Source organism: Nocardia sp. FBN12, assembly GCF_050320175.1.
In the GTDB taxonomy this organism is placed as follows: domain Bacteria; phylum Actinomycetota; class Actinomycetes; order Mycobacteriales; family Mycobacteriaceae; genus Nocardia.
Window position 1 is genome coordinate 2585038 of sequence record NZ_CP190048.1, and the last position, 19651, is coordinate 2604688.

Here is a 19651-nt window from a genome sequence, read left to right on the forward strand (position 1 = left end):
AGGGGCATGGACCTCAGTTCACATTCCTGTCGAATCGCCGCCAGTACCTCGCTCGCAACTCTCGCTTGAGGATCTTGCCCGCAGCAGAGATCGGCAACTCGGGCACTATGGCTAAGCTGCGAGGCAGCTTGTAGTTCGCGAGCATCGTGCGGCAGTGGTCGGCCAGTTCCTCGACACTCAAGGATGCTCCCGTGGCCAAGATAACCACCGCGTGGACCCGCTCGCCCCACCGTTCGTCCGGGATGCCGATGACGGCACACTGCAGAACCGAGGAATGCTGCGCTACCACGTTCTCGACCTCCGCCGAATATACGTTCTCGCCACCGGTGACAATCATGTCTTTGATGCGGTCGACTACGAACACGTATCCCCGATCGTCCATATATCCGCCGTCACCCGTGTGCATCCATCCGCCCCGCACGGCAGCCGAGGTTTCCTCTGGTTTCTGCCAGTAGCCCTGCATGACATGACCGCCCCGCACGACGATCTCGCCGACGACGCCACGCTTGACCTCACGATCCTCGTTGTCGACGATTCGGACCTCCGAGTGCGCGGCCGCCCTGCCAGCCGAGCGGATCAGTCCAGGATCGTCATGGTCGTCTGGAACCAGCAGCGTGGCTACCGGGGCGAGTTCGGTCATGCCGTAAGCCTGGGTGAATGAGGCGTTGGCGATGCGCGCTCGCGAGCCCGATTCAATGCAGCCGCGGAGATCGAGGAGCCGCCATAGACAACGTTGCGCAGGCTTGTCAGATCCGCTCCGGCCGCTTCGGGCGCGTCCACAAGCATCTGGACCATCGTCGGAACCAGCAGCGCATCGGTGACGCCGAGCCGCTCCACAGCGTCGGCAACTCCTGCCGGGGTAAAGCTGGGGATCATCACGTGCGTCGACCCCGTGAGCAGCCCGACACTCCAGGTCAAAAGGTCGGCCAGGTGAAACATCGGAGCGGCATGCAGCAGAGTACCGTCCCTCGTCAGCAAGCCGGTAGTGACCATCGAGCCCATCGACGAGGTGAGCAGGTTCCCATGGGAGAGCATCACCCCTTTGGGCTGGCCGGTGGTGCCTCCGGTATAGAAGACGCCGAACAGGTCGGCCCCACCCCGCCGCGCATCGTCGGCGGCGCTCGAATTCGCGACGATCTCCTCATAGCTCACTGTGCCGTCAGGGATCTCGCCATCACCGGCATAGATGATTGTGCGCAGGCAAGGAACTTGATCGACCAGCGCGAAGATCATGCTGGAGAAATCGTCATCGACGATCAGAATCTGAGTACCGCAGTCGGCGAGAGAGTATGCGATCTCCTGCACGCTCCACCGGGTATTAACCGGGTTCACCACACCACCGGCCCACGGCACAGCCAGCAAAACCTCATGGTAGCGGTCTGAGTTGAGCGCCAGGATACCGACACGATCTCCAGCGCTGATTCCGAAATCGACCAGTCCCCCGGCGAATCGCGCGATTCGCCCAGCCGATTCACCGACCGTTGTGCTTCGGTGTGCGCAGATGGTCATGGCTCTGTCCGGAGACAGCATTGCCGCGCGGTGGATGGACTGTGTCAGATACATAGCAACTCCGAATGGCAGCAGGGGAGACCGCCCGAACCCTTCTTGCCGGATCCGGGATGCGGTCCCATCAGTGTCGAATACGCCCAGCAGAACAATCGGGCCGTCGAGCCGGGCATCGACTCGGAGCCAGACGCAGCGACCATTCTTTTGTGTTGCTGGACACACCGATAGAATCATTCGGATCAAGTCTATGTCAATCATCACAGACGGAAAGGGCCGAATTCGCCCGAGTTGCGTAGCTAAGGGATGTCCCGTAAGTCCGGGATAGTCGCGTCGGACCCAGCTCCGTACACCCGTGTCAGTGGGCGTGGGCGAGGTTGGCCAGTGTCGCTACCCCGGCCATCGCGACACTGACCCCGTCACCGCGTAGACGGCAGTCGCGCAAGATCTTCCAGGTCTTCATCCGGGCGAAAGCATGCTCGACGCGGGCACGGACCGTGCGGTGGGACTTGTTGTGCGCCTGTTTCCATTCCGGAAGCTCGACACCCGGTGACCGGCGGTGCGGAATGATCAAACCGGTGCCCTGGTAGCCGCCATCCGCGATCACTACCGCATGACGGCAGGTGTCGGCCGCACCGGACTCGGCCCATGCCCGGCAGTCGTTACGGTTGCCCGGCAACGGTTTTCCGAGCGCGACGACGAGTTCGGTGTCAGCGTCGATCACGACCTGATGGTTGGTCGACTACCGGTAGTTCTTACTCGGCACTGCGACCTTGTGATCTCGGGTCGGGACCAGGGTGCCGTCCACGATCAACACCGCACCACGCCGGAACCGGGCGCGGGGCCGCAGCGCCAACGCCGGCCCCAGATCCTCGATCACCCGGGCCGCGGCCGACTTCGACACCCCGAACACCGCCGCGACCTGACGCATCGTCAGATTCGTGCGCCAATAGGTGGCCACCAGCAGCACCCGATCTTCGAAACACAACCCCCAAGGTCGACCCCTAACGGCCGATCAGCGCCCTCGCACCGCAACTGGGTGATCAGGCGAGTGAACGTGCGTGGCCGCAGCCCGGAGAACAACTCCACCATCACTGGATCGGACACCGAGATCACCACCGATAACGCGATACTGGTTGCTGCTCAACGACTTACGGGACATCCCTTAAGCCCAGGCCCCTCTCCAGGTCCAGGTCATCACGTCCGCTTGCGGTCGCTCTTCTTTGCCGTCGCTTTGACGGTGCCCTTACGGGCCGTCCGCTCGGCAACCTGCGGTGCGGCGGTTCCCGCCTGAAGCAAGCGCTCCTGGCTGTCGATCAACGCGGCCAGCGCATTCAATGCACGTTCCAGATCGACGCTGTCGGGATCAATCTGCCATTGCAGCTGGATTCCTATCGCGGCGCCGCTGATTACGGCCGCGAGGTCGGCTTCCCGCACCTCGGCCACAGCTGGATCCACACCCTCTGGCCGTTGAATCCGGAACCATTGCTGCAACCCTTCGCGGCGCTGCGAAAGGAAGTCGCAGTACTGCTCATGTAGCGCGCCGGTACTGTTCATTGCCTCCGTAAGGATCATGAACAGCATTCTCGGACTGAGCTGCTGCAGCATGTCCGCGTAGTCCGCCATGACTTGCGTCATGCTGGGTAGTTCTGGATAGCGTTCCTGTGGCATCGCCCGGCCGATGGCTCGCTCGACGACAGCCATAACCAAGCCGTCCTTGTTCTTGAAGTGCCAGGGGATCGACCCGCGACTGATACCGGAACGTTCGGCGATGTCCACGAACGAGGTTCGATCATATCCACGCTCGGCGAACAGTTCCTCCGCAGCGTCCATGATGCGTCGGCGACTCTCTTCGCCGATCTCGTCGATTCGTCGCTGCTGACCGGGTTGATTCACGGGGTCATCCTACTTCCTGGACTTGCATGCCCGGCAACTCACTGTTGATCGACATAATCCATGCCAGGGCCGCCCTACCGAACCATCGACTCTATGCCGGTTGACATAGAGACTGTTGTGCTGTTCTCTCGATGGTGCGGGTGCGCGACGTTGTGGCTACCGCCACACCACACCCGACGCACTCAGAAAGGGCCGAGACATGCAACCCCTCGCTGGCCGAACGGCCTTCATCACCGGCGGCGCCAACGGCATCGGACTGGGAATCGCACGAGCGTGTGCCCGGCAAGGCGCCAAAATTGCCATCGCAGACACCGACCGAGAAGCCCTCGAGGCCGCCAAGGGTGACCTCGTTGCGCTCACCGAAGCAGAGGCGTATCACCTCGATGTCCGGGACCGCGATGCCTTCGAGCGCACCGCCGACAAGGTTGAGCAGGCGCTGGGACCAGTGACACTTCTGTTCAACAACGCCGGTGTCTCGGACTCGACCTCACCGCGCAAGATGAACTTCCGCGCCTGGGACTGGGTGATGGACGTCAACCTCAACGGGGTGTACAACGGCATCCAGACCTTCGTGCCACGCATGCTCGACCGCGGCCACCGAGGACACATAGTCAACACCGCCTCGGTCGCAGGACATATCGTCGCCGGTTCCGGCTTCCTTTATCACACATCGAAGTTCGCGGTCGTCGGGCTGACCGAGTCCCTGGACGCCGAACTGGACAGCTACGGAATCGGTGCCAGTGTCTTGTGCCCTGGGCAGGTGGCCACCAACATCGTCAACAACACCATCCGCATGCGACCCGACGGCACCCCACCCCATTCAGCGAAGGTCGCCGCGATCCTCGCCGATGTACAACAACAACTCAACGATAGAGGAGCCGACCCAGACGTGGTCGGCGAGATGGTCTTGGCGGGTATCGAACGCGACAGCCTCTACATCTTCACCGACGACAACTACCTTCCCCTCATTCACCGGCGGACAGCGGCGATCGTGCAGGCTATGGCCGACGTTGGCGCGAATTCGGCGCGACAGTAACCCGAGTAGATGTCTCCGACCACTAGCTTCGATAACTGGGTCCGGGAACCATCTCCGCTGTCGCCGATGCTCAGCCCCTACATAGATGTGCAGTCGATGGGATCCCCCCGACTACGGGCGGAGCACGGTCGAAGCGTCCGCCATGCGAGGTCGGCACGCGCGGAGTCCACACCCCCTATTACGAGGATGAATGCATGGTTGACGCAGAGCCCAAGGGACCGCTCCCCCGCGACCGACGGGCACCAGTGGACGTACCGCTGACACACTTCGCAGAATTCTCACAAATTCGAAAGGTCCTTCTCCTTACCGGAGCGCCGATCGCGTTCGGCATGGTGGCAGGCTTTGCACTGAACACTTGGGTTCCCCTGTGGTGGGCCATGCAAGCTCTCGGCGCGCTCGGCGCTGTAACCTCGGGCCGAGAACACACCACAAGGTTCGGGGCAGCAGGCAGGGGAGCGGTCGTGGGCGCCGTCTTCGCCCTGACCGTCCTGGTTGTTGGTGCGATTACCACCGGCAGCGAGGATATCGTCACGCTGGGAGAGCCAGCGGGCTTCGTGACAATCGCGATCATCGCATCTGCAGGTCTACACACAGCTGGAGTCCGGCGGCTCCGGATCGCTGGCTGATGTGCGGAGCACGGTGTACGCCGACACTCGCACTGTCCTTGCTGGAGCGCCAGCGCCCGTCGAGGTTGCCTACACGCTCGTCCTGGAACCACCAGCAACGCAGATTCAGTTGAACGCCTAGCACATCAACCGGAGCAGGCGAAGGCCCTACCGTACCCATTCCTAGGCGCGCACAACCCGATGCTGGAATACCTCGTCTGCGAATTACCGCCGACGTCAAGGAGCGCACCGCCACCCTGACGCCGCGGTGTACAGGCCGACGACGACGCTGCCCTACGAGGAAAAGGCGCCCTGGAAGAGCGAATACGAGCGCGAGCAGGCGGCGTGGAACCGGATGACCAGCACCATCGGCATGGGCGCCAGCATCGGCACCCTGGTCGGCGGGCTCACCGGTGCGGGCGTCGGATGCGTCCTGGGCGGCATCGCGGGTGCGACAGTTGCGGCCGCCACTATCGTCGGCATGTTCGGGCCGTTCATCCCCGCCGCGGCCGTCGGCTGCCTCGGCGGAATCCTCGCCATCGGCGCACTGGGCACCGTCACCGGTCAGTTGCTGGTGACCGCGCCCGTCGCCATCCTGGCTGCCGCGCAGTACTTCACCACTATCAATTCCCCGATGCCGTCCGCACCGGCGAAGTGATGTCCCCGCGTCCCACCCACCCGCCGCGCCGATGGGTGGGACGTGAGCACGGTCAACCTCGAAGCGCCTGCCCGAGCGGTTCTTTCGGTGCGGCCGGCTGACATATCGGCATAACCGACGAAGATGGCTGATTCGGTCTCCACCTGAGAAGTCGAGGATCGGTAGCGGACCCGCGGCGTCGATTCCCAGCCGTTGTCCTCGCCTCTGAGGTAGTGGTCGAAGAAGCGCTGCAGGTCCGCACGGTTCGCCTCGTCGTAATACCCCCGGTTCTCGAGCGGGTGGCGACGGCGACCGGAGAGCCGGTGGCACCGGGGTGATTCGGCCGCGCACAGGCTCGGCTCCTTCTATCTCGGCAGCGATTCACTGATGAGACGGCTGTCACCACGAAACTCTGCCACTACGAAATCCGCGGCGTCGGTGACGGTGACGTCGTAGATGCCGTTGCGGCCGAACGTGGACCGCTCGACCGCGGTCGCGGTCAGGACCGCGCCGAGTTCCGTCGACCGCAGGAATCGGATGTCGGCTCGTGCGGAGACAGCGGCTTGGTGGCCGCTGTTGCACGCCAGCGCAAACGCAGTGTCCGCGAGCAGAAAGACGTATCCACCGTGGGTAATTCCGTGCCCGTTGACCATGGCGTCGGTGACGGTCATCGTCACCGACGCACGGCCTTGTTCGAGTTCAAGCACCTCGATACCTAGGGCTTGGGACGCGGTGTCGGCGGCAAACATGTCACGGGCGATGCTGAACTGCCTCTGGTCGGCTGTTGTCATCACAAGCTCCTGGGTGGTTGTTCACCCCACACCGGGGCGAGTGGCGGCAGGACTGTGCCTGCGACCACCTGCCCGCCGCGTGGTGGTCAGTGAGTGACCGACTCGAGGCTTTGGGTGTACATTGTCACGCCACCGGTAGCGAACTTGCGGACATCGCGCCCGGCTTCGCGCATCTCCGGCGACGCCAAGCCGCTCCTCAGGTCTTCCTCGTTGTCGAACTGAAGATGCGCCACGGCGTAGTAGGCCGGAGCCGATCCGTCGATGGAAGAGCATTTGCCCCAGGTGAATCCGGACAGTCCGGGCACCTTGGCCGCCAACGGGATGTGGGTAGTGCGGTAGTACTCGTCGAATGCGGCGGGATCGTCTGGAATTCCATAGCAGACTGCGATCTGGTGAGTCACTGGCCTTCTCCGTTCGGCTTGGCAACGAGAGTGAGCACGTCGTAGGTGGCGACGGGATCGCCGTTCTGGTTGGTAACGACGGCATCCCAGCGCACCTCACCGTAGTCGGCACTGGCGCGAGGAGTGATCTGCTTCGCGGTGAGGGTGACCGTCAACGTATCTCCGGCTTTGACCGGGGTCAGGAACCGCAGGTTGTCGACCCCGAAGTTGGCCAGGACCGGGCCTGGCGCCGGGTCGACGAACAGACCCGCAGCGAGCGAGACCACGAGATAGCCGTGCGCGACGATGCCGCCGAAAAGCGGGTTGGCTGCGGCAGCTTCGGGGTCAGTGTGGGCGTAGAAGGTATCCCCGGTGAACTCGGCGAAATGTTCGATGTCGGCGAGTTCGACCTGTCGCGGCCCGCCTACGATGGTGTCGCCGAGCGTCAGCTCGGCCAGGTTCTTGCGGAACGGATGAACCTCGCCTTCGATCTTGTCGGCCCCGGGCACCCAGCGCCGCCCCACTGCGGTGAGAATGTTGGGTGTGCCCTGAATCGCGGTGCGCTGCATGTGATGCAGAACGCCGCGGATGCCGCCGAGTTCCTCACCTCCGCCCGCGCGGCCGGGGCCACCGTGGACGAGCACCGGCAGTGGCGAGCCATGTCCGGTGGATTCACGGGCATCCTCGCGGTTCAGGACGAGGACGCGACCGTGGTATGGGGCCAGACCGAGAACGATCTCACGGGCAATATCGGTGTCGGCGGTGACCAGGGAGGCGACCAGGCTGCCCCGGCCTCGAGCGGCGAGCTCGATCACGTCGGAGGCATCGCGGTAGCCGATGACGGTGCTGACGGGACCGAACGCCTCGACGTCGTGCGGTTCGGTGGCGTCGCGATCGTCGCATCGCAGCAGGATCGGGGACAGGAACGCTCCCGTCTCGGCGTCGGCACCGACCACTTCGACGTTGTCCGGGTCGCCGTGCACGATGCGCGCGCTCTTCGTCAGCGCGCGAATGGATTTGAGCACCTCGTAGCGTTGTTCCAGGCTTGCGAGGGCACCCATCGTCACACCCTCGGCATCGGGTGCGCCGACAACGATCTTGTCCAGGCGGGCACTGGTCGCGGCGACTACGTCGTCGACCAGATGCTCTGGGACAAGGGCGCGCCGGATGGCGGTGCACTTTTGCCCGGCCTTGACTGTCATCTCCGTGACCAACTGCTTGACGAAGAGATCGAACTCTTCACTTCCGGTGGTGACGTCCGCGCCGAGGATAGAGGCGTTGAGCGAATCGGCCTCGGCGTTGAAGCGCACGCCGGCTCCGACCACGTTCGGGTGCGCGCGCAGCGTCGCTGCGGTGTCGGCGGAGCCGGTGAAGGCGACGGAATCCTGGCCGCCGAGGTGGTCTAGCACGTCGTGGGCACTGCCGCACAGCAACTGGACCGACCCCTCGGGCAGCAGCCCGGACTCGACGATGCGGCGGAACACCAGCTCCGTCAGATAAGCGGACTGGCTAGCAGGCTTGACGATCGAGGGAACGCCGGCGATGAAGGCCGGAGCCAGCTTCTCGAGGAAACCCCAGACAGGGAAGTTGAATGCGTTGATCTGGACAGCGACGCCGCGGCGCGAGGTATAGATGTGCTGGCCGAAGAAACTGCCCTTCTTGCCCAGCGGCTCGGGACCGCCGTCGAGGTGGACGGTGTCGTTGGGGAGCTCACGTCGGGCTTTGCTCGCGTAGCTGAGCAGTGTTCCGAACCCGCCGTCGATGTCGATGGCCGAATCGCGTTCGGTTGCGCCCGTGGCGGCCGACAGGGCGTAGAACTCACGCTTTCCGGCCATCAGGGTGGCCGCGAGCGTTTTCAGCGCGGCAGCGCGCTCATGGAAGGTCAGCTTCGCCAGCGCCGGGCCGCCCACGGTGCGGGCGTAATCGATCATGCCGGGCACGTCCACGCCGGTCGACGAGATCCGGGCGACCTCGTGGCCGTCTACTGCACTGAGCAGCGGGGTTCCCACGTCGGGCGCGGTGTGCCAGCGCCCCTGTACATAGCTCTGAAGCAAATTGCTCACGAGGTCTCCATATCCCACCGTACGTTCGGTCAGTAATTACCATCCGTGAACACCGCGCTCCTGTCAAGGGGGCGGACTCGCCCTTCAGCCGAAGAGGTGGGCGCTCAGGTGCGCCGCAGGCCGTCGAAGACGATCGCAACAACCGTGTCGGCAAGGTTGTCGACCCCGCCATCTGCGCGCGGGCGGTACCACTCGACAATCGAGTTGACCATACCGAAGGTCAGCCTGCTGACCAGCGCGGAGTCGATTCCAGGCGGCAAGTCCCCCTCGCGTTCCGCCGCCAGGACGAGTTCGGTGACGAACGCGTCGAATTCCCTGCGGCGTGCCAGCGCCCGGCGCTCGACAGCGGTGTTGCCGCGCACGCGCAGGAGCAGCGTCACGTACGGCAGCTCCGCAACGAGGACCTCCACACTGCGGCGGACCAAGTACTCGAGCCGGTCGATGTACGGACCGGTGGTAGCACCAGCCTCTACGGTGACGGCGAACAGTGCGTTCAGTGCTCGCGAGAGTGCCAGTTCGAGCAGTTCGGCTTTGCCCGAAACGTGGTGATAGATGGCCGACTTGGAGATCCCCAGACGCTTGGAGAGCACCTCCATACTGGTGCCGTCGTAGCCCTTGTCGTTGAACACCTTCACAGCGACCGCCAGAAGCGAGTCGACGTCGTATCCAGGCCTGCCCGGACGTCCCGTTCGTTGCACTACGCGCGCCGATGTCATCGGTCCATCTTCGCTTACACACGCTTGCCGGACCGCTATGGCTGCAACACACCCTTGTTACCAACCGAATGTTCAGTTAATAATTAAAGGACGGACGCAGATGAGGAGCACAGGATGGGTGATGTTTTTCTGGTCGACGGCGCACGGACGCCGCAGGGCCGCTACGGCGGCGCGCTGGCGGAGGTGCGTCCGGATGATCTGGCGGGACTCGTGGTAGCGGAGGCGGTACGCCGCGCCGGGGTACCCGGCGACGCGATCGACGAAGTGATCCTGGGCGCTGCTAACCAGGCAGGCGAGGACAACCGCGATGTCGCTCGGATGGCCGTGCTGTTGGCCGGTTTACCCGACTCGGTTCCTGGATTCACAGTGAACCGGTTGTGCGCGAGCGGCTTGACCGCCGTCGCGCAAGCTGCGGCATTGATCCGCAGCGGTGAAGCCGACATCATCGTCGCCGGCGGCGTGGAGTCGATGACTCGGGCGCCGTGGGTGATAGCCAAGCCTGGAACCCCGTGGGCACGACCCGGCGAGGTCGCCGATACCTCGCTGGGATGGCGGTTCACCAACCCGAAGTTCGCCGAAGCAGACAAGTCCATCCCGGCCGATGCAGCACCAGAGACCCGTAAGATCACCCTGTCCATGGGCGAGACTGCCGAAGAGGTCGCGGCGCTCGAAGGCATCACCCGCGAAGAGAGTGATGCCTTCGCCCTGCGCAGTCACCAGCGAGCGATCACCGCGGCGGACGCCGGTCACTTCGAACGCGAAATCGTGCCGGTCCCGCTGAAGAGCGGAGCGCTCGAAGCTGACGAGACACCGCGGCGCGGAACCACGATCGAAAAGTTGGCGTCGCTGAAGCCTGCCTTCCGCAAGAACGGCATCGTCACAGCCGGCTCATCGTCCTCGCTCTCGGACGGCGCCGCAGCGCTCGTCGTCGCGAGCGAGAAGGCGGTGGCCCGTTACGGCTTCACCGTCCGCGCGCGGATCGTCGGGTCCGCCAGTGCCGGAGTTGCGCCGCAGATCATGGGCCTCGGACCGGTTCCCGCCACGAAGAAGGTGCTCGCTCGCGCAAAATGGTCGATCGCGGACTTGGACGCGGTCGAGTTGAACGAGGCCTTCGCAGCTCAATCCCTCGGTGTGATCCGCCGACTGAAGCTGGACGAGGCGATCGTCAATGCCGACGGCGGTGCCATTGCCCTCGGTCATCCCCTCGGTTGCTCCGGTGCACGGATCCTGCTGACACTGCTCGGACGGATGGAGCGTGAGCAGGCTCGCCGCGGTCTGGCAACCCTGTGCGTCGGCGTCGGGCAGGGCACCGCGATGCTGATCGAGGCACCATGACGCACTTCGTCACCCTCGATGTCGATGAACGAGCCGATCGCGTCGTCGTGACCCTCGATCGTCCGGCGCAGCGCAACGCGATCACCACCGAGATGATCGACGAACTGCACGCCGTATGCACTCGCATCGAGGCCGACCCGAAGCTCCTGCTCCTCACCGGTCGTGGTGAGCACTTCGCCGGTGGAGCCGATATCGGGCAGCTCCGCACCCGCACTCGCCATGACGCGCTCGCCGGGATCAATCGCATCCTGTTCGACCGCATCGGACGCCTGCCACTGCCCACCGTGGCTGCGGTCAGCGGATTCGCACTCGGCGGCGGCGCAGAATTGGCATACGCGTGTGACATCCGAATCGCCACCACCACAGCGAGGTTCGGCAACCCCGAACCGGGACTAGGCATCATGGCCGCCGCCGGCGCCACATACCGGCTTCCCCAACTGGTCGGGGCGTCGGTCGCGAAGCAGGTGCTGCTCGGCGGACACGTCCTCGACGCCGACACCGCGCTCCGCACCGGACTGGTTCTCGATGTCGTAGAGCCGGGAAACCACGTCGACGCCGCCCACCAGCTACTCGACCGTATCGCCCGCTCGGCCCCGCTGGCGCTACGACTGACCAAGACCATCATCAATTCACCGGGCACACACCCGTTCGCCGACGACATCGCCCAGGCCGTGCTGTTCGAGACCAGGGACAAACACGACCGCATGACCGCCTTCCTGGAGAAGAAATGACCGAAAAACAGATACCGGCCCGCGTCGCCGTGATCGGCGGCGGCCGAATGGGCGCCGGCATCGCGCAGGTGTTCGCCACCGTCGGCAGCGAAGTCGTCATCGCCGAAACCGGCGATCAGGCCGCCGCCCGAAACCGTGTCGCGACTGGACTGGGTCGTGCGGCCGAACGCGGCAGGCTCGCCCACTCGGCCGTCGACGAGATCCTCGGACGCGTTGCTACCGTCGCGTCCCCCATGGAGATTCATCCGGAAACAGACCTGGTCGTCGAGGCAGTTCCCGAGAACCTCGATTTGAAGGCCGGCGTGCTGAAGGCGGCCGAGAAGGTAGTCGGCCCAAGCACCGTGATCGCCAGCAACACCAGCTCACTGTCGATCAGCGAGCTCGGTGCGGGCCTCGCGGACCCGACCCGGTTCCTCGGGATGCACTTCTTCAACCCGGTCCCCGCATCCGACCTGGTCGAGATCGTCACCGCACCCGCGACCTCCCCGTCCGTGGTCGACAAGGCCGTGGCCTGGGTGAGCTCACTGGCGAAGGTGGACGTCGTCGTCAACGACTCCCCCGGATTCGCCACCAGCCGCCTGGGTGTATTCCTCGGCCTCGAGGCCATCCGGATGCTCGAAGACGGCGTCGCCAGCGCCGAGTCGATCGACCGGGCCATGGAGCTCGGCTACCGGCACCCGATGGGCCCGTTGCGCTCGACCGACCTCGTCGGCCTCGACGTCCGGCTGGCCATCGCCGAACACCTCACCGCCACCCTCGGTCCGCGCTTCGAACCGCCGAAGCTGCTGCGCGACAAGGTTGCCCGAGGCGAACTCGGCCGCAAAAGCGGACGCGGATTCTACGACTGGACCACCCCGAAGAACGGAGAACGGGCATGACCGTTGCAGAGACCCCCACCGTGACCGTCGACGTCGACCAGGCACTGGCCACCGTCACTCTCTCCCGGGCCGCCGCCTCCAACGCGCTCGACCGCGTCACCAAGGAGTCGCTGCTCGACGCGCTCCGGCAGGTCGGGGCCGACGTCGAGGTGCGTGCGGTGCTCTTGACCGCGCAAGGCCGGAACTTCTGCGTCGGGCAGGATCTCGGCGAGCACGTCGAAGCCCTGCGCGCCGACCCGCAGTCCGCGATGAATACCGTCGGTGAGCACTACAACCCGCTGCTGAAGGCTGTCACCGAACTGACCGTTCCCGTCGTCGTCGCGATCCGCGGTGCTTGCGTCGGCGCCGGACTCGGACTGGCACTCGCCGGTGACATCCGGGTCGCCGGCGAAGGCGCGAAGTTTGCCACCGCGTTCACCGGGATCGGGCTCGCCAGCGATTCGGGCCTGAGCCACACCCTCGTCCACGCGGTCGGCGCCAGCCGGGCCGCCGGTTTGATGCTGCTCGGCGACCGCTTCGGCGCCGCCGACGCCGCCGCATGGGGACTGGTGCACCGAGTTGTCGCCGACGACGACGTCGAGACCGTCGCCCGCGAACTCGCACTGCAGCTCGCACACGGCCCCACCCAGGCCTACCGACAGGTCAAAAGCCTCCTGAACGCCGGTGTTCCCGGCCTGACCGAGGCCCTCGACCGCGAGCAGATCGCACAGCAGACACTCGGCGCCAGCGCGGATCACAGCGCCGCGGTCGAAGCCTTCCTGGGCAAGTCGCGACCGATCTTCACCGGTCACTGATCCCCGTCTGTGCACTCGACCGGCAATGTCCGCCCCGAACCTTGCGTGCGGACAGACGGTCACGGATACTATTACTGACCGAATATTCGGTATTGAAATGAGGGCCACATGACATCGTCGGCAACTACGGACGACCTGCGGGACCTGTTCGACGACACCATCGCGCACGATCAGCGGATCGAGCCTCGCGACTGGATGCCGGACGACTACCGCAACACGCTGATCCGGCAGATCGCGCAGCACGCGCACTCGGAGATCATCGGTATGCAGCCCGAGGGGAACTGGATCACCCGCGCGCCGTCGCTGCGCCGCAAGTCGATATTGCTCGCGAAGGTGCAGGACGAGGCCGGGCACGGGTTGTACCTGTACTCCGCAGCCGAGACCCTCGGCGCCAACCGTACGGACCTGACCGAGAAGCTGATCACCGGGAAGCAGAAGTACTCGTCGATCTTCAACTACCCGACGCTGACCTTTGCTGATGTCGGTGTCATCGGGTGGCTCGTCGACGGAGCAGCCATTTGCAACCAGGTCCCCTTGTGCCGCACCAGTTTCGGACCGTACGGGCGGGCGATGATCCGGGTGTGCAAGGAGGAGTCGTTCCACCAGCGGCAGGGCTTCGAGCTGCTCATGACGATGATGCGCGGCACCGACGCCCAGCGCGCCATGGTTCAGGAAGCGGTCGACCGCTGGTGGTGGCCGGCACTGATGATGTTCGGTCCGCCCGATGATCAGTCCCCCAACACCGAGCAATCCATGACGTGGAAGATCAAGCGGCACACCAACGACGAACTGCGGCAGCGCTTCGTCGACATGAGCATCCCCCAGGCCGAGGCGCTCGGGGTGACCTTCCCCGACCCGGACCTCGTGTGGAACGCCGAACGCGGCCACCACGACTTCGGCGAACCCGACTGGAGCGAGTTCATGGACGTCATCAAGGGCAACGGTGCCTGCAATGTCGAACGCATCACCAACCGTCGCGCCGCGCACGAGGGCGGCGCTTGGGTCCGCGAAGCAGCAACGGTCTTCGCCGCCCGTGAACGAGAGGGCTCGTAGGACCATGACCGACACGGAGTTCACTGCTGAAGACGGCCATGGAGCCGTTCCCACCACCGACGTGCCGAACCGGCTCGCCCCGGCCCCGGTCAAGGCGGACTGGCCCCTGTACGAGGTGTTCGTCCGCGGCAAGCGCGGCCTGAACCACGTTCATGTCGGTTCCTTGCACGCGCCGGATGATGCGATGGCACTGCACCATGCTCGCGACGTCTACACCCGCCGCAACGAAGGTGTGAGTATCTGGGTCGTCCCGTCGGTCGCGATCGTCGCTTCCAGCCCGTCAGAGAAGGACCCGTTCTTCGCTCCTAGCGGGGACAAGGTCTACCGGCATCCGACGTTCTACGACATTCCCGACAACGTCCCCCACATGTGAGGCGCACACCATGATCGATCACGACAACGCCTACGGGGGCCTCGTCGACGAAGACAACCACGGGCAGTGGGCCTTCGGCACCAGCTTCGACGACCCACTCGCCGGCGTGGACACCACCGTCCCGGACGACGTCGACCTCGGCGCCCTGGCCAGATACTGCTTGTCACTCGGCGACGACGCTCTGATCTCTTCGCACCGACTGTCCGAATGGTGCGCCCGAGCCCCCGAGCTCGAAGAAGAGATGGCCCTGGCCAATATCGGCCTGGACCTGCTCGGCCAGGCGCGACTGTTGCTCGCCCGCGCGGCCGCCGCCGACTCCAGCGTCGTTCCGTTCATCTCCGACTCGTCACCCGTGCCCGCTGAGGACGCCTTGGCGTTCTTCCGCACAGATGCCCAGTTCCGCTGTGTCCGTCTGTGCGAGCTCGACAACGCTGACTTTGCTGAAACCATCGTGCGCACCCTGGTCCTGTCGACCTGGCGGCTCGCTATATTCGCCAAGCTACGCGACAGTCGTGACCCGGTCCTGAGCGCGGTGGCCGCCAAGGGTGTCAAGGAACTGACCTACCACCGCGACTACGCTGCTCGTTGGACCGTCGTTCTCGGCTGCGGCACCGACGAATCCCGTCGCCGGATCCGCACGGCGCTCGAGTTCGTCTGGCCCTACACCGCAGAGCTTTTCGTTCCCACCGAGGACGAACTGGCGCTCGCTGCCAGCGGCGTCGGAATCGACCCCCGGACGGTGCGCGAAGAGTTCGACGCGGTGACAAGCCACGTATTGCACGCAGCGGAACTCGAGACGCCCGGCGGTCCGACGGTCGGCACGGTCGGCGGACGGGCCGGCCGACTCGGTCTGCACACCGGGGCCCTGAGCGTGTTGCTGGCCGAGATGCAGTCCGTCGCACGCGCGCATCCCGACGGGTCGTGGTGACTATGACCACCGCGGCCCGAACCAATACCCAAGGCATCGAGAACGCGCGGGCACTCGTCGAGTCGGTCCTCGACCCCGAGATGCCGATGCTGACCCTGGCAGATCTCGGTGTCGTCCGCGACGTCGCGGTCGACCCGGACGGTGCTGTGGTGGTCACCATCACGCCCACGTACTCCGGATGCCCCGCACTGGCAACCATGCGCGCCGACATCGAACATCTTCTGTACCAGCACGATTACCGCCGGGTTCGGGTCGACACCAGCCTCACCCCGGCGTGGAGCAGCGACTGGATCACCGAATCGGGGGTGCGCAAGCTGCGCGAAGCCGGATACTCCACACCGGGCACCGCGCCCACGGCGCGGGGCCCGGTGCCGCTCACCCTGACCAATCGGCGCCGCGCCGTCGCCTGTCCCCAGTGCGATTCCCCCCATACCGAACTGGTCTCGGAGTTCGGAGCCACCTTGTGCAAGGCGCACTACCGATGCCTGGCCTGCCTCGAACCGTTCGACCATGTGAAAGAAATCTGACATGACCACCACCGCTGAGTCACCCGATATCCGCCGCGCTCCACGCAATCGCGACTTCCACCATCTACAGGTTGCCGACGTCGAGAGTCTCTGTGACGACGCAGTCGCCGTTACTTTCGAAGTCCCGGACAGCCTGGCTGCGGAGTTCGATTTCCAGGCTGGACAGTCCCTGACTCTGCGCCGCACCATCGACGGCGTCGAGCATCGCCGGTCGTACTCCATCTGTGCACCCGTCGGCGGTTCGCCCCGCGTCGGCGTGCGGGAGGTGCCGGGCGGGCTGTTCTCCACCTGGCTCGTCCGTGACGTCCGCGCCGGTGACGTCGTCGAGGTTCAGACACCGGCCGGCAACTTCGTCGTCGACCCTGCCGTCGCTGGCAGGCACCTGCTGATCGCCGCGGGCTCGGGCATCACGCCGATGCTCTCCATCGCGGCATCGGTCCTCGCGAACCCCCACTCGTCGGCAGTGCTGCTCTACGGCAACCGGCGCACTCGCTCGGTGATGTTCGCGGAGGAGATCGCCGACCTCAAGGATCGCTACGGCACCCGACTCGAAGTCGTCCACGTACTCTCCCGCGAACCCCGCGATGTCGAACTGTTCACCGGCCGCCTCGATGCGGATCGCCTCCGCAACATCGTGTCAGCGGTCGTACCCGTGGCAGATATCGACGACGTCTGGCTGTGCGGCCCCTATGGCATGGTCACCGACGCCCAGACCGTCCTCGGCGAGTTCGGCATCGACAGCGCACGCATCCACCACGAACTGTTCTTCGTCGACGACGTGCCGCCCCCGCAACAGATCCACCGCGAGCCGGGGGTCGAGGGCCCCTCCAGCGAGGTCACCATCGTCCTTGATGGCCGCAGCACCACCGGCACCCTGCCGCGCGACCAGAACATCCTCGACGCCGCCGAGGCCATCCGCTCCGATCTCCCCTTCGCTTGCAAGGGCGGCGTCTGCGGCACCTGCCGCGCCAAGGTCACCACTGGCGATGCGCAGATGATCCGCAACTATGCACTCGACGACGATGAAGTCGGCGCTGGATTCGTACTCACCTGCCAAACCCTGCCCTGCAGTGATGCCGTCACCATCGACTTCGACGCCTGAAACCGCTCGGCCTGTACCCGCGCAGCGAAATACCAGATGCCGGAAGCTGTCTCGCCTCGAGGTTTCCTCGCCTTCTCGGAGGACTCCGAATGTGGTCCGATAGGACCCGGACGGAGCCATCGTGGCAGCACCGAGGGGCACCCGGACGGGTTTGCGTGAGAACGTCGCCGAGCTCGAACGGGTCTACGTGGTATTGCGTTCAGCGAGTGCATATTTCGCCTCGGAGCTCAACCTGATCCGGAGGTGATCGTGCGGTTCGTCACCGACCACCCGCAGCACTCGTTCGAGCTCGCATTGCCCCATCCAACGGAATCAAAAAAATCAGCTCTCCCGACTATCGGGGCCACCTCGCAATCACATCCGCCTGGTCGACCTGGCAACACCAAGCGCGGCTGTCCCGCTACAGGCGACGAGAACCCTGTCCAGCTGAGCGCCGGTGCAGTCCTAACAGGCCGGTGGGGTCATGATGACTTCACATTCGCCGGGCGTCGAACAGCAATCGGCCAGATCAGCGCTATGCCCGTTGCGGCTGCGCTCGTCATTCTCCCTCGCTGAGCCATGTCGGTCCTGGTCCGTTGTCCTCATCGAAGATGAGCCACGTCCGAGTGGACTGCACGCCGTCCAAACTCTGCAACCGATCCAGTACGAGGGTGCGCAGGCTGGAATTGTCTGGTGCGCGGACCAGCACCAGCACGTCGAACTCGCCTCCCAGTAGGGAGAAATGCTCGACAAACGGCAGCGTTCGAAGACGCGTGGCAACACCTTTCCACGAGTCCTGACGTATCGATAGTGCAATGAACGCGGACGCACCGAAGCCCGCCCGCCCGTGAGCGATGCGGGTGGTGAACCCATCGATGATCCCCGCCCCTTGTAGTCGCTCGATCCGCACGTAGGCATGGGCCCGAGAAATATGCGCCTTCTCCGCGAGCGATCGCATCGAGATCCTGCCGTCTTCCACCAGGAGCTGGATGATTCGCCGATCGACCCTGTCCAGTTCGTGGTTGTCATCGGTGTTCACTGCCATTCGTCCATCCTGAGTGCGGCCATCGCATAGCGAGTGGACATTGTGCTATCGGTTCCTCCCATCTTAGACAATATGTCGTCGAAATTCGATTGCTGGTTGTGGTAGTGACATCACATTGCGAGCATTGGTCGACACAATGCATTCTTGGAGGTTGATGTGACGCTCGTGGAACGTGCGCCTACGCAGGAGTACAGGCAGTACTTGCCCGCGGACACCGTGGTTCAGTACCTGAGTCCAGCGGGTGAATCTATGTCGAGCGAAGCTCGGTACCCACGCCCCGACGATGCTCGCCTCGTCGATATGTACCGAAACATGGTGCTGGGCAGACGATTCGACCAGCAGGCGACAGCACTGACAAAGCAGGGACGCCTCGCCGTCTATCCGTCTTCGCGTGGTCAGGAAGCGTGCCAAGTCGCGGCTGCGATGAGCATGCAGCCGTCGGACTGGATGTTCCCCACCTACCGAGACTCGGTGGCACTTGCGACCCGCGGTGTAAAGCCAGTGCAGATCTTGAGCATGCTCGCCGGCGATTGGCACTGTGGGTATGATCCGGCTGCCCACCGCAGTGCCCCGCAGTGCACTCCCCTGGCCACTCAACTGTTGCACGCGGCCGGCCTGGCGTATGGCGAGAGCCGGAAGGGCAACCCCACGATCGCGGTCGCGTTCTGCGGCGATGGTGCGACCAGTGAGGGTGATTTCCATGAGGCGTTGAACTTTGCGGCCGTGTTCAAGGCGCCGGTGGTATTCCTGGTTCAGAACAATGGATTCGCGATCAGCGTGCCACTCGCCCGGCAAACCGTTGCACCGAGCCTGGCGCACAAAGGAATCGGCTACGGGATCGGTTCCGAACAGGTGGACGGGAACGACCCTGTCGCGATGCTCGCGGTGATGGATGAGGCCGCGCGGTTCGTCCGGGCAGGCAATGGACCTGTGATCGTCGAGGCACACACTTACCGCATCGACGCCCACACCAACGCGGACGACGCGACCCGGTATCGCGACGCCGCCGAAGTCGAGCAGTGGCTGCAGCGTGACCCACTTCTACGCCTGGAGGCATATCTGCGAGGTAAGGGCATGATCGACGATGGCTATGTTGCCGACCTCACCGCCGAAGCAGAGGCTCAAGCTGCAGCGCTCCGGGACGGCATGAACGCCGATCGCCCAACTGACCCGCTCGATCTGTTCCGCCATGTCTTCGCCGAGCCCACTCCGCAGTTGCGTGAACAGCAGGCCCAGGTACAAGCAGAACTCGCAGCCGAGATCGAGGAGAACTGACATC

The 19651-nt window shown here is 64.6% G+C and carries 19 protein-coding genes and 2 pseudogenes; 13 read left to right on the forward strand and 8 right to left on the reverse strand.

What is annotated here, in order from left to right; genetic code table 11:
- Positions 1 to 13: 13 nt before the first annotated feature.
- The 3 genes and pseudogenes from ACQHI0_RS12550 to ACQHI0_RS12560 form a co-directional block, all read right to left on the reverse strand.
- A pseudogene (locus ACQHI0_RS12550) lies at positions 14 to 1563 on the reverse strand (long-chain-fatty-acid--CoA ligase).
- A gap of 298 nt (positions 1564 to 1861) precedes the next feature.
- Positions 1862 to 2595, reverse strand: a pseudogene (locus tag ACQHI0_RS12555) (transposase).
- A gap of 105 nt (positions 2596 to 2700) precedes the next feature.
- Positions 2701 to 3399 carry a TetR/AcrR family transcriptional regulator gene (locus ACQHI0_RS12560; protein WP_427908110.1) on the reverse strand — a complete coding sequence of 233 codons (699 nt, stop codon included), beginning with the start codon at positions 3397 to 3399 and terminating at the stop codon, positions 2701 to 2703.
- 199 nt (positions 3400 to 3598) lie between these two features.
- On the opposite strand from ACQHI0_RS12560, the gene ACQHI0_RS12565 reads away from it, so the two are divergent.
- The 3 genes from ACQHI0_RS12565 (at position 3599) to ACQHI0_RS12575 (ending at position 5698) form a co-directional block, all read left to right on the forward strand.
- The gene (locus tag ACQHI0_RS12565; RefSeq protein ID WP_427908111.1) at positions 3599 to 4435 is read left to right on the forward strand and encodes an SDR family oxidoreductase; all 837 of its coding nucleotides are present in this window, start codon (positions 3599 to 3601) and stop codon (positions 4433 to 4435) included.
- A 194-nt stretch (positions 4436 to 4629) separates the two neighbouring features.
- Positions 4630 to 5061: a hypothetical protein gene (locus ACQHI0_RS12570; RefSeq protein WP_427908112.1), complete on the forward strand. Its 432-nt coding sequence runs from the start codon at positions 4630 to 4632 to the stop codon at positions 5059 to 5061.
- Positions 5062 to 5308: 247 nt separating this feature from the next.
- Entirely contained in the window at positions 5309 to 5698 is a 390-nt protein-coding gene (locus ACQHI0_RS12575; protein ID WP_427908113.1) for a hypothetical protein, read from the forward strand.
- 344 nt (positions 5699 to 6042) lie between these two features.
- Here the strand turns inward: ACQHI0_RS12575 and paaI are convergent, their stop codons facing one another.
- From paaI to ACQHI0_RS12595, 4 genes are all read right to left on the reverse strand, one after another.
- Positions 6043 to 6468: a hydroxyphenylacetyl-CoA thioesterase PaaI gene (paaI, locus tag ACQHI0_RS12580; protein WP_427908114.1), complete on the reverse strand. Its 426-nt coding sequence runs from the start codon at positions 6466 to 6468 to the stop codon at positions 6043 to 6045.
- An 86-nt stretch (positions 6469 to 6554) separates the two neighbouring features.
- Entirely contained in the window at positions 6555 to 6869 is a 315-nt protein-coding gene (locus ACQHI0_RS12585) for an EthD family reductase (protein ID WP_427908115.1), read from the reverse strand.
- Entirely contained in the window at positions 6866 to 8911 is a 2046-nt protein-coding gene (paaZ, locus tag ACQHI0_RS12590; protein WP_427908116.1) for a phenylacetic acid degradation bifunctional protein PaaZ, read from the reverse strand. The genes ACQHI0_RS12585 and paaZ overlap by 4 nt, the downstream gene beginning before the upstream one ends.
- A 104-nt stretch (positions 8912 to 9015) precedes the next feature.
- Entirely contained in the window at positions 9016 to 9627 is a 612-nt protein-coding gene (locus tag ACQHI0_RS12595) for a TetR/AcrR family transcriptional regulator (RefSeq protein WP_427908117.1), read from the reverse strand.
- Positions 9628 to 9741: 114 nt separating this feature from the next.
- Between ACQHI0_RS12595 and ACQHI0_RS12600 the strand changes: the two genes are divergently transcribed.
- From ACQHI0_RS12600 to paaE, 9 genes are all read left to right on the forward strand, one after another.
- The gene (locus tag ACQHI0_RS12600) at positions 9742 to 10962 is read left to right on the forward strand and encodes a thiolase family protein (protein WP_427908118.1); all 1221 of its coding nucleotides are present in this window, start codon (positions 9742 to 9744) and stop codon (positions 10960 to 10962) included.
- The gene (locus tag ACQHI0_RS12605; protein ID WP_427908119.1) at positions 10959 to 11693 is read left to right on the forward strand and encodes an enoyl-CoA hydratase/isomerase family protein; all 735 of its coding nucleotides are present in this window, start codon (positions 10959 to 10961) and stop codon (positions 11691 to 11693) included. Before ACQHI0_RS12600 ends, ACQHI0_RS12605 begins: the two co-directional genes overlap by 4 nt.
- Complete coding sequence (locus ACQHI0_RS12610) at positions 11690 to 12571, forward strand: 3-hydroxyacyl-CoA dehydrogenase family protein (RefSeq protein WP_427908120.1); 882 nt, start codon at positions 11690 to 11692, stop codon at positions 12569 to 12571. The genes ACQHI0_RS12605 and ACQHI0_RS12610 overlap by 4 nt, the downstream gene beginning before the upstream one ends.
- The gene (locus ACQHI0_RS12615) at positions 12568 to 13365 is read left to right on the forward strand and encodes an enoyl-CoA hydratase/isomerase family protein (RefSeq protein ID WP_427908121.1); all 798 of its coding nucleotides are present in this window, start codon (positions 12568 to 12570) and stop codon (positions 13363 to 13365) included. Before ACQHI0_RS12610 ends, ACQHI0_RS12615 begins: the two co-directional genes overlap by 4 nt.
- A 108-nt stretch (positions 13366 to 13473) precedes the next feature.
- Entirely contained in the window at positions 13474 to 14418 is a 945-nt protein-coding gene (gene paaA, locus ACQHI0_RS12620) for a 1,2-phenylacetyl-CoA epoxidase subunit PaaA (RefSeq protein ID WP_427908122.1), read from the forward strand.
- A gap of 4 nt (positions 14419 to 14422) precedes the next feature.
- Complete coding sequence (gene paaB / locus ACQHI0_RS12625; RefSeq protein ID WP_427908123.1) at positions 14423 to 14791, forward strand: 1,2-phenylacetyl-CoA epoxidase subunit PaaB; 369 nt, start codon at positions 14423 to 14425, stop codon at positions 14789 to 14791.
- Positions 14792 to 14801: 10 nt separating this feature from the next.
- Positions 14802 to 15719, forward strand: a complete 918-nt coding sequence (gene paaC / locus ACQHI0_RS12630; RefSeq protein ID WP_427908124.1) for a 1,2-phenylacetyl-CoA epoxidase subunit PaaC — start codon at positions 14802 to 14804, stop codon at positions 15717 to 15719.
- Positions 15720 to 15721: 2 nt separating this feature from the next.
- Complete coding sequence (paaD, locus tag ACQHI0_RS12635) at positions 15722 to 16246, forward strand: 1,2-phenylacetyl-CoA epoxidase subunit PaaD (RefSeq protein ID WP_427908125.1); 525 nt, start codon at positions 15722 to 15724, stop codon at positions 16244 to 16246.
- A 1-nt stretch (position 16247) separates the two neighbouring features.
- On the forward strand, positions 16248 to 17348 hold the full coding sequence (paaE, locus tag ACQHI0_RS12640) for a 1,2-phenylacetyl-CoA epoxidase subunit PaaE (protein WP_427908126.1): 1101 nt from the start codon (positions 16248 to 16250) through the stop codon (positions 17346 to 17348).
- Between the two features lie 538 nt (positions 17349 to 17886).
- On the opposite strand, the gene ACQHI0_RS12645 is transcribed toward paaE, so the two are convergent.
- On the reverse strand, positions 17887 to 18372 hold the full coding sequence (locus tag ACQHI0_RS12645) for an Lrp/AsnC family transcriptional regulator (RefSeq protein WP_427908127.1): 486 nt from the start codon (positions 18370 to 18372) through the stop codon (positions 17887 to 17889).
- 156 nt (positions 18373 to 18528) lie between these two features.
- Here ACQHI0_RS12645 and pdhA point away from each other — a divergent pair, with 156 nt between their 5' ends.
- Positions 18529 to 19647 (forward strand): pyruvate dehydrogenase (acetyl-transferring) E1 component subunit alpha, encoded by a 1119-nt coding sequence (gene pdhA, locus ACQHI0_RS12650; RefSeq protein WP_427909148.1) that lies wholly within the window; start codon positions 18529 to 18531, stop codon positions 19645 to 19647.
- Positions 19648 to 19651: the final 4 nt, after the last annotated feature.

Bases quoted from the DNA above. Each gene is read 5' to 3' on its own strand.
- ACQHI0_RS12565 (WP_427908111.1), top strand. From the start codon at position 3,599: ATGCAACCCCTCGCTGGCCGAACGGCCTTCATCACCGGCGGCGCCAAC.
- ACQHI0_RS12570 (WP_427908112.1), top strand. From the start codon at position 4,630: ATGGTTGACGCAGAGCCCAAGGGACCGCTCCCCCGCGACCGACGGGCA.
- paaI (WP_427908114.1), bottom strand. From the start codon at position 6,468: ATGACAACAGCCGACCAGAGGCAGTTCAGCATCGCCCGTGACATGTTT.
- ACQHI0_RS12595 (WP_427908117.1), bottom strand. From the start codon at position 9,627: ATGACATCGGCGCGCGTAGTGCAACGAACGGGACGTCCGGGCAGGCCT.
- ACQHI0_RS12600 (WP_427908118.1), top strand. From the start codon at position 9,742: ATGGGTGATGTTTTTCTGGTCGACGGCGCACGGACGCCGCAGGGCCGC.
- ACQHI0_RS12605 (WP_427908119.1), top strand. From the start codon at position 10,959: ATGACGCACTTCGTCACCCTCGATGTCGATGAACGAGCCGATCGCGTC.
- ACQHI0_RS12610 (WP_427908120.1), top strand. From the start codon at position 11,690: ATGACCGAAAAACAGATACCGGCCCGCGTCGCCGTGATCGGCGGCGGC.
- ACQHI0_RS12615 (WP_427908121.1), top strand. From the start codon at position 12,568: ATGACCGTTGCAGAGACCCCCACCGTGACCGTCGACGTCGACCAGGCA.
- paaA (WP_427908122.1), top strand. From the start codon at position 13,474: ATGACATCGTCGGCAACTACGGACGACCTGCGGGACCTGTTCGACGAC.
- paaB (WP_427908123.1), top strand. From the start codon at position 14,423: ATGACCGACACGGAGTTCACTGCTGAAGACGGCCATGGAGCCGTTCCC.
- paaC (WP_427908124.1), top strand. From the start codon at position 14,802: ATGATCGATCACGACAACGCCTACGGGGGCCTCGTCGACGAAGACAAC.
- paaD (WP_427908125.1), top strand. From the start codon at position 15,722: ATGACCACCGCGGCCCGAACCAATACCCAAGGCATCGAGAACGCGCGG.
- paaE (WP_427908126.1), top strand. From the start codon at position 16,248: ATGACCACCACCGCTGAGTCACCCGATATCCGCCGCGCTCCACGCAAT.
- ACQHI0_RS12645 (WP_427908127.1), bottom strand. From the start codon at position 18,372: ATGGCAGTGAACACCGATGACAACCACGAACTGGACAGGGTCGATCGG.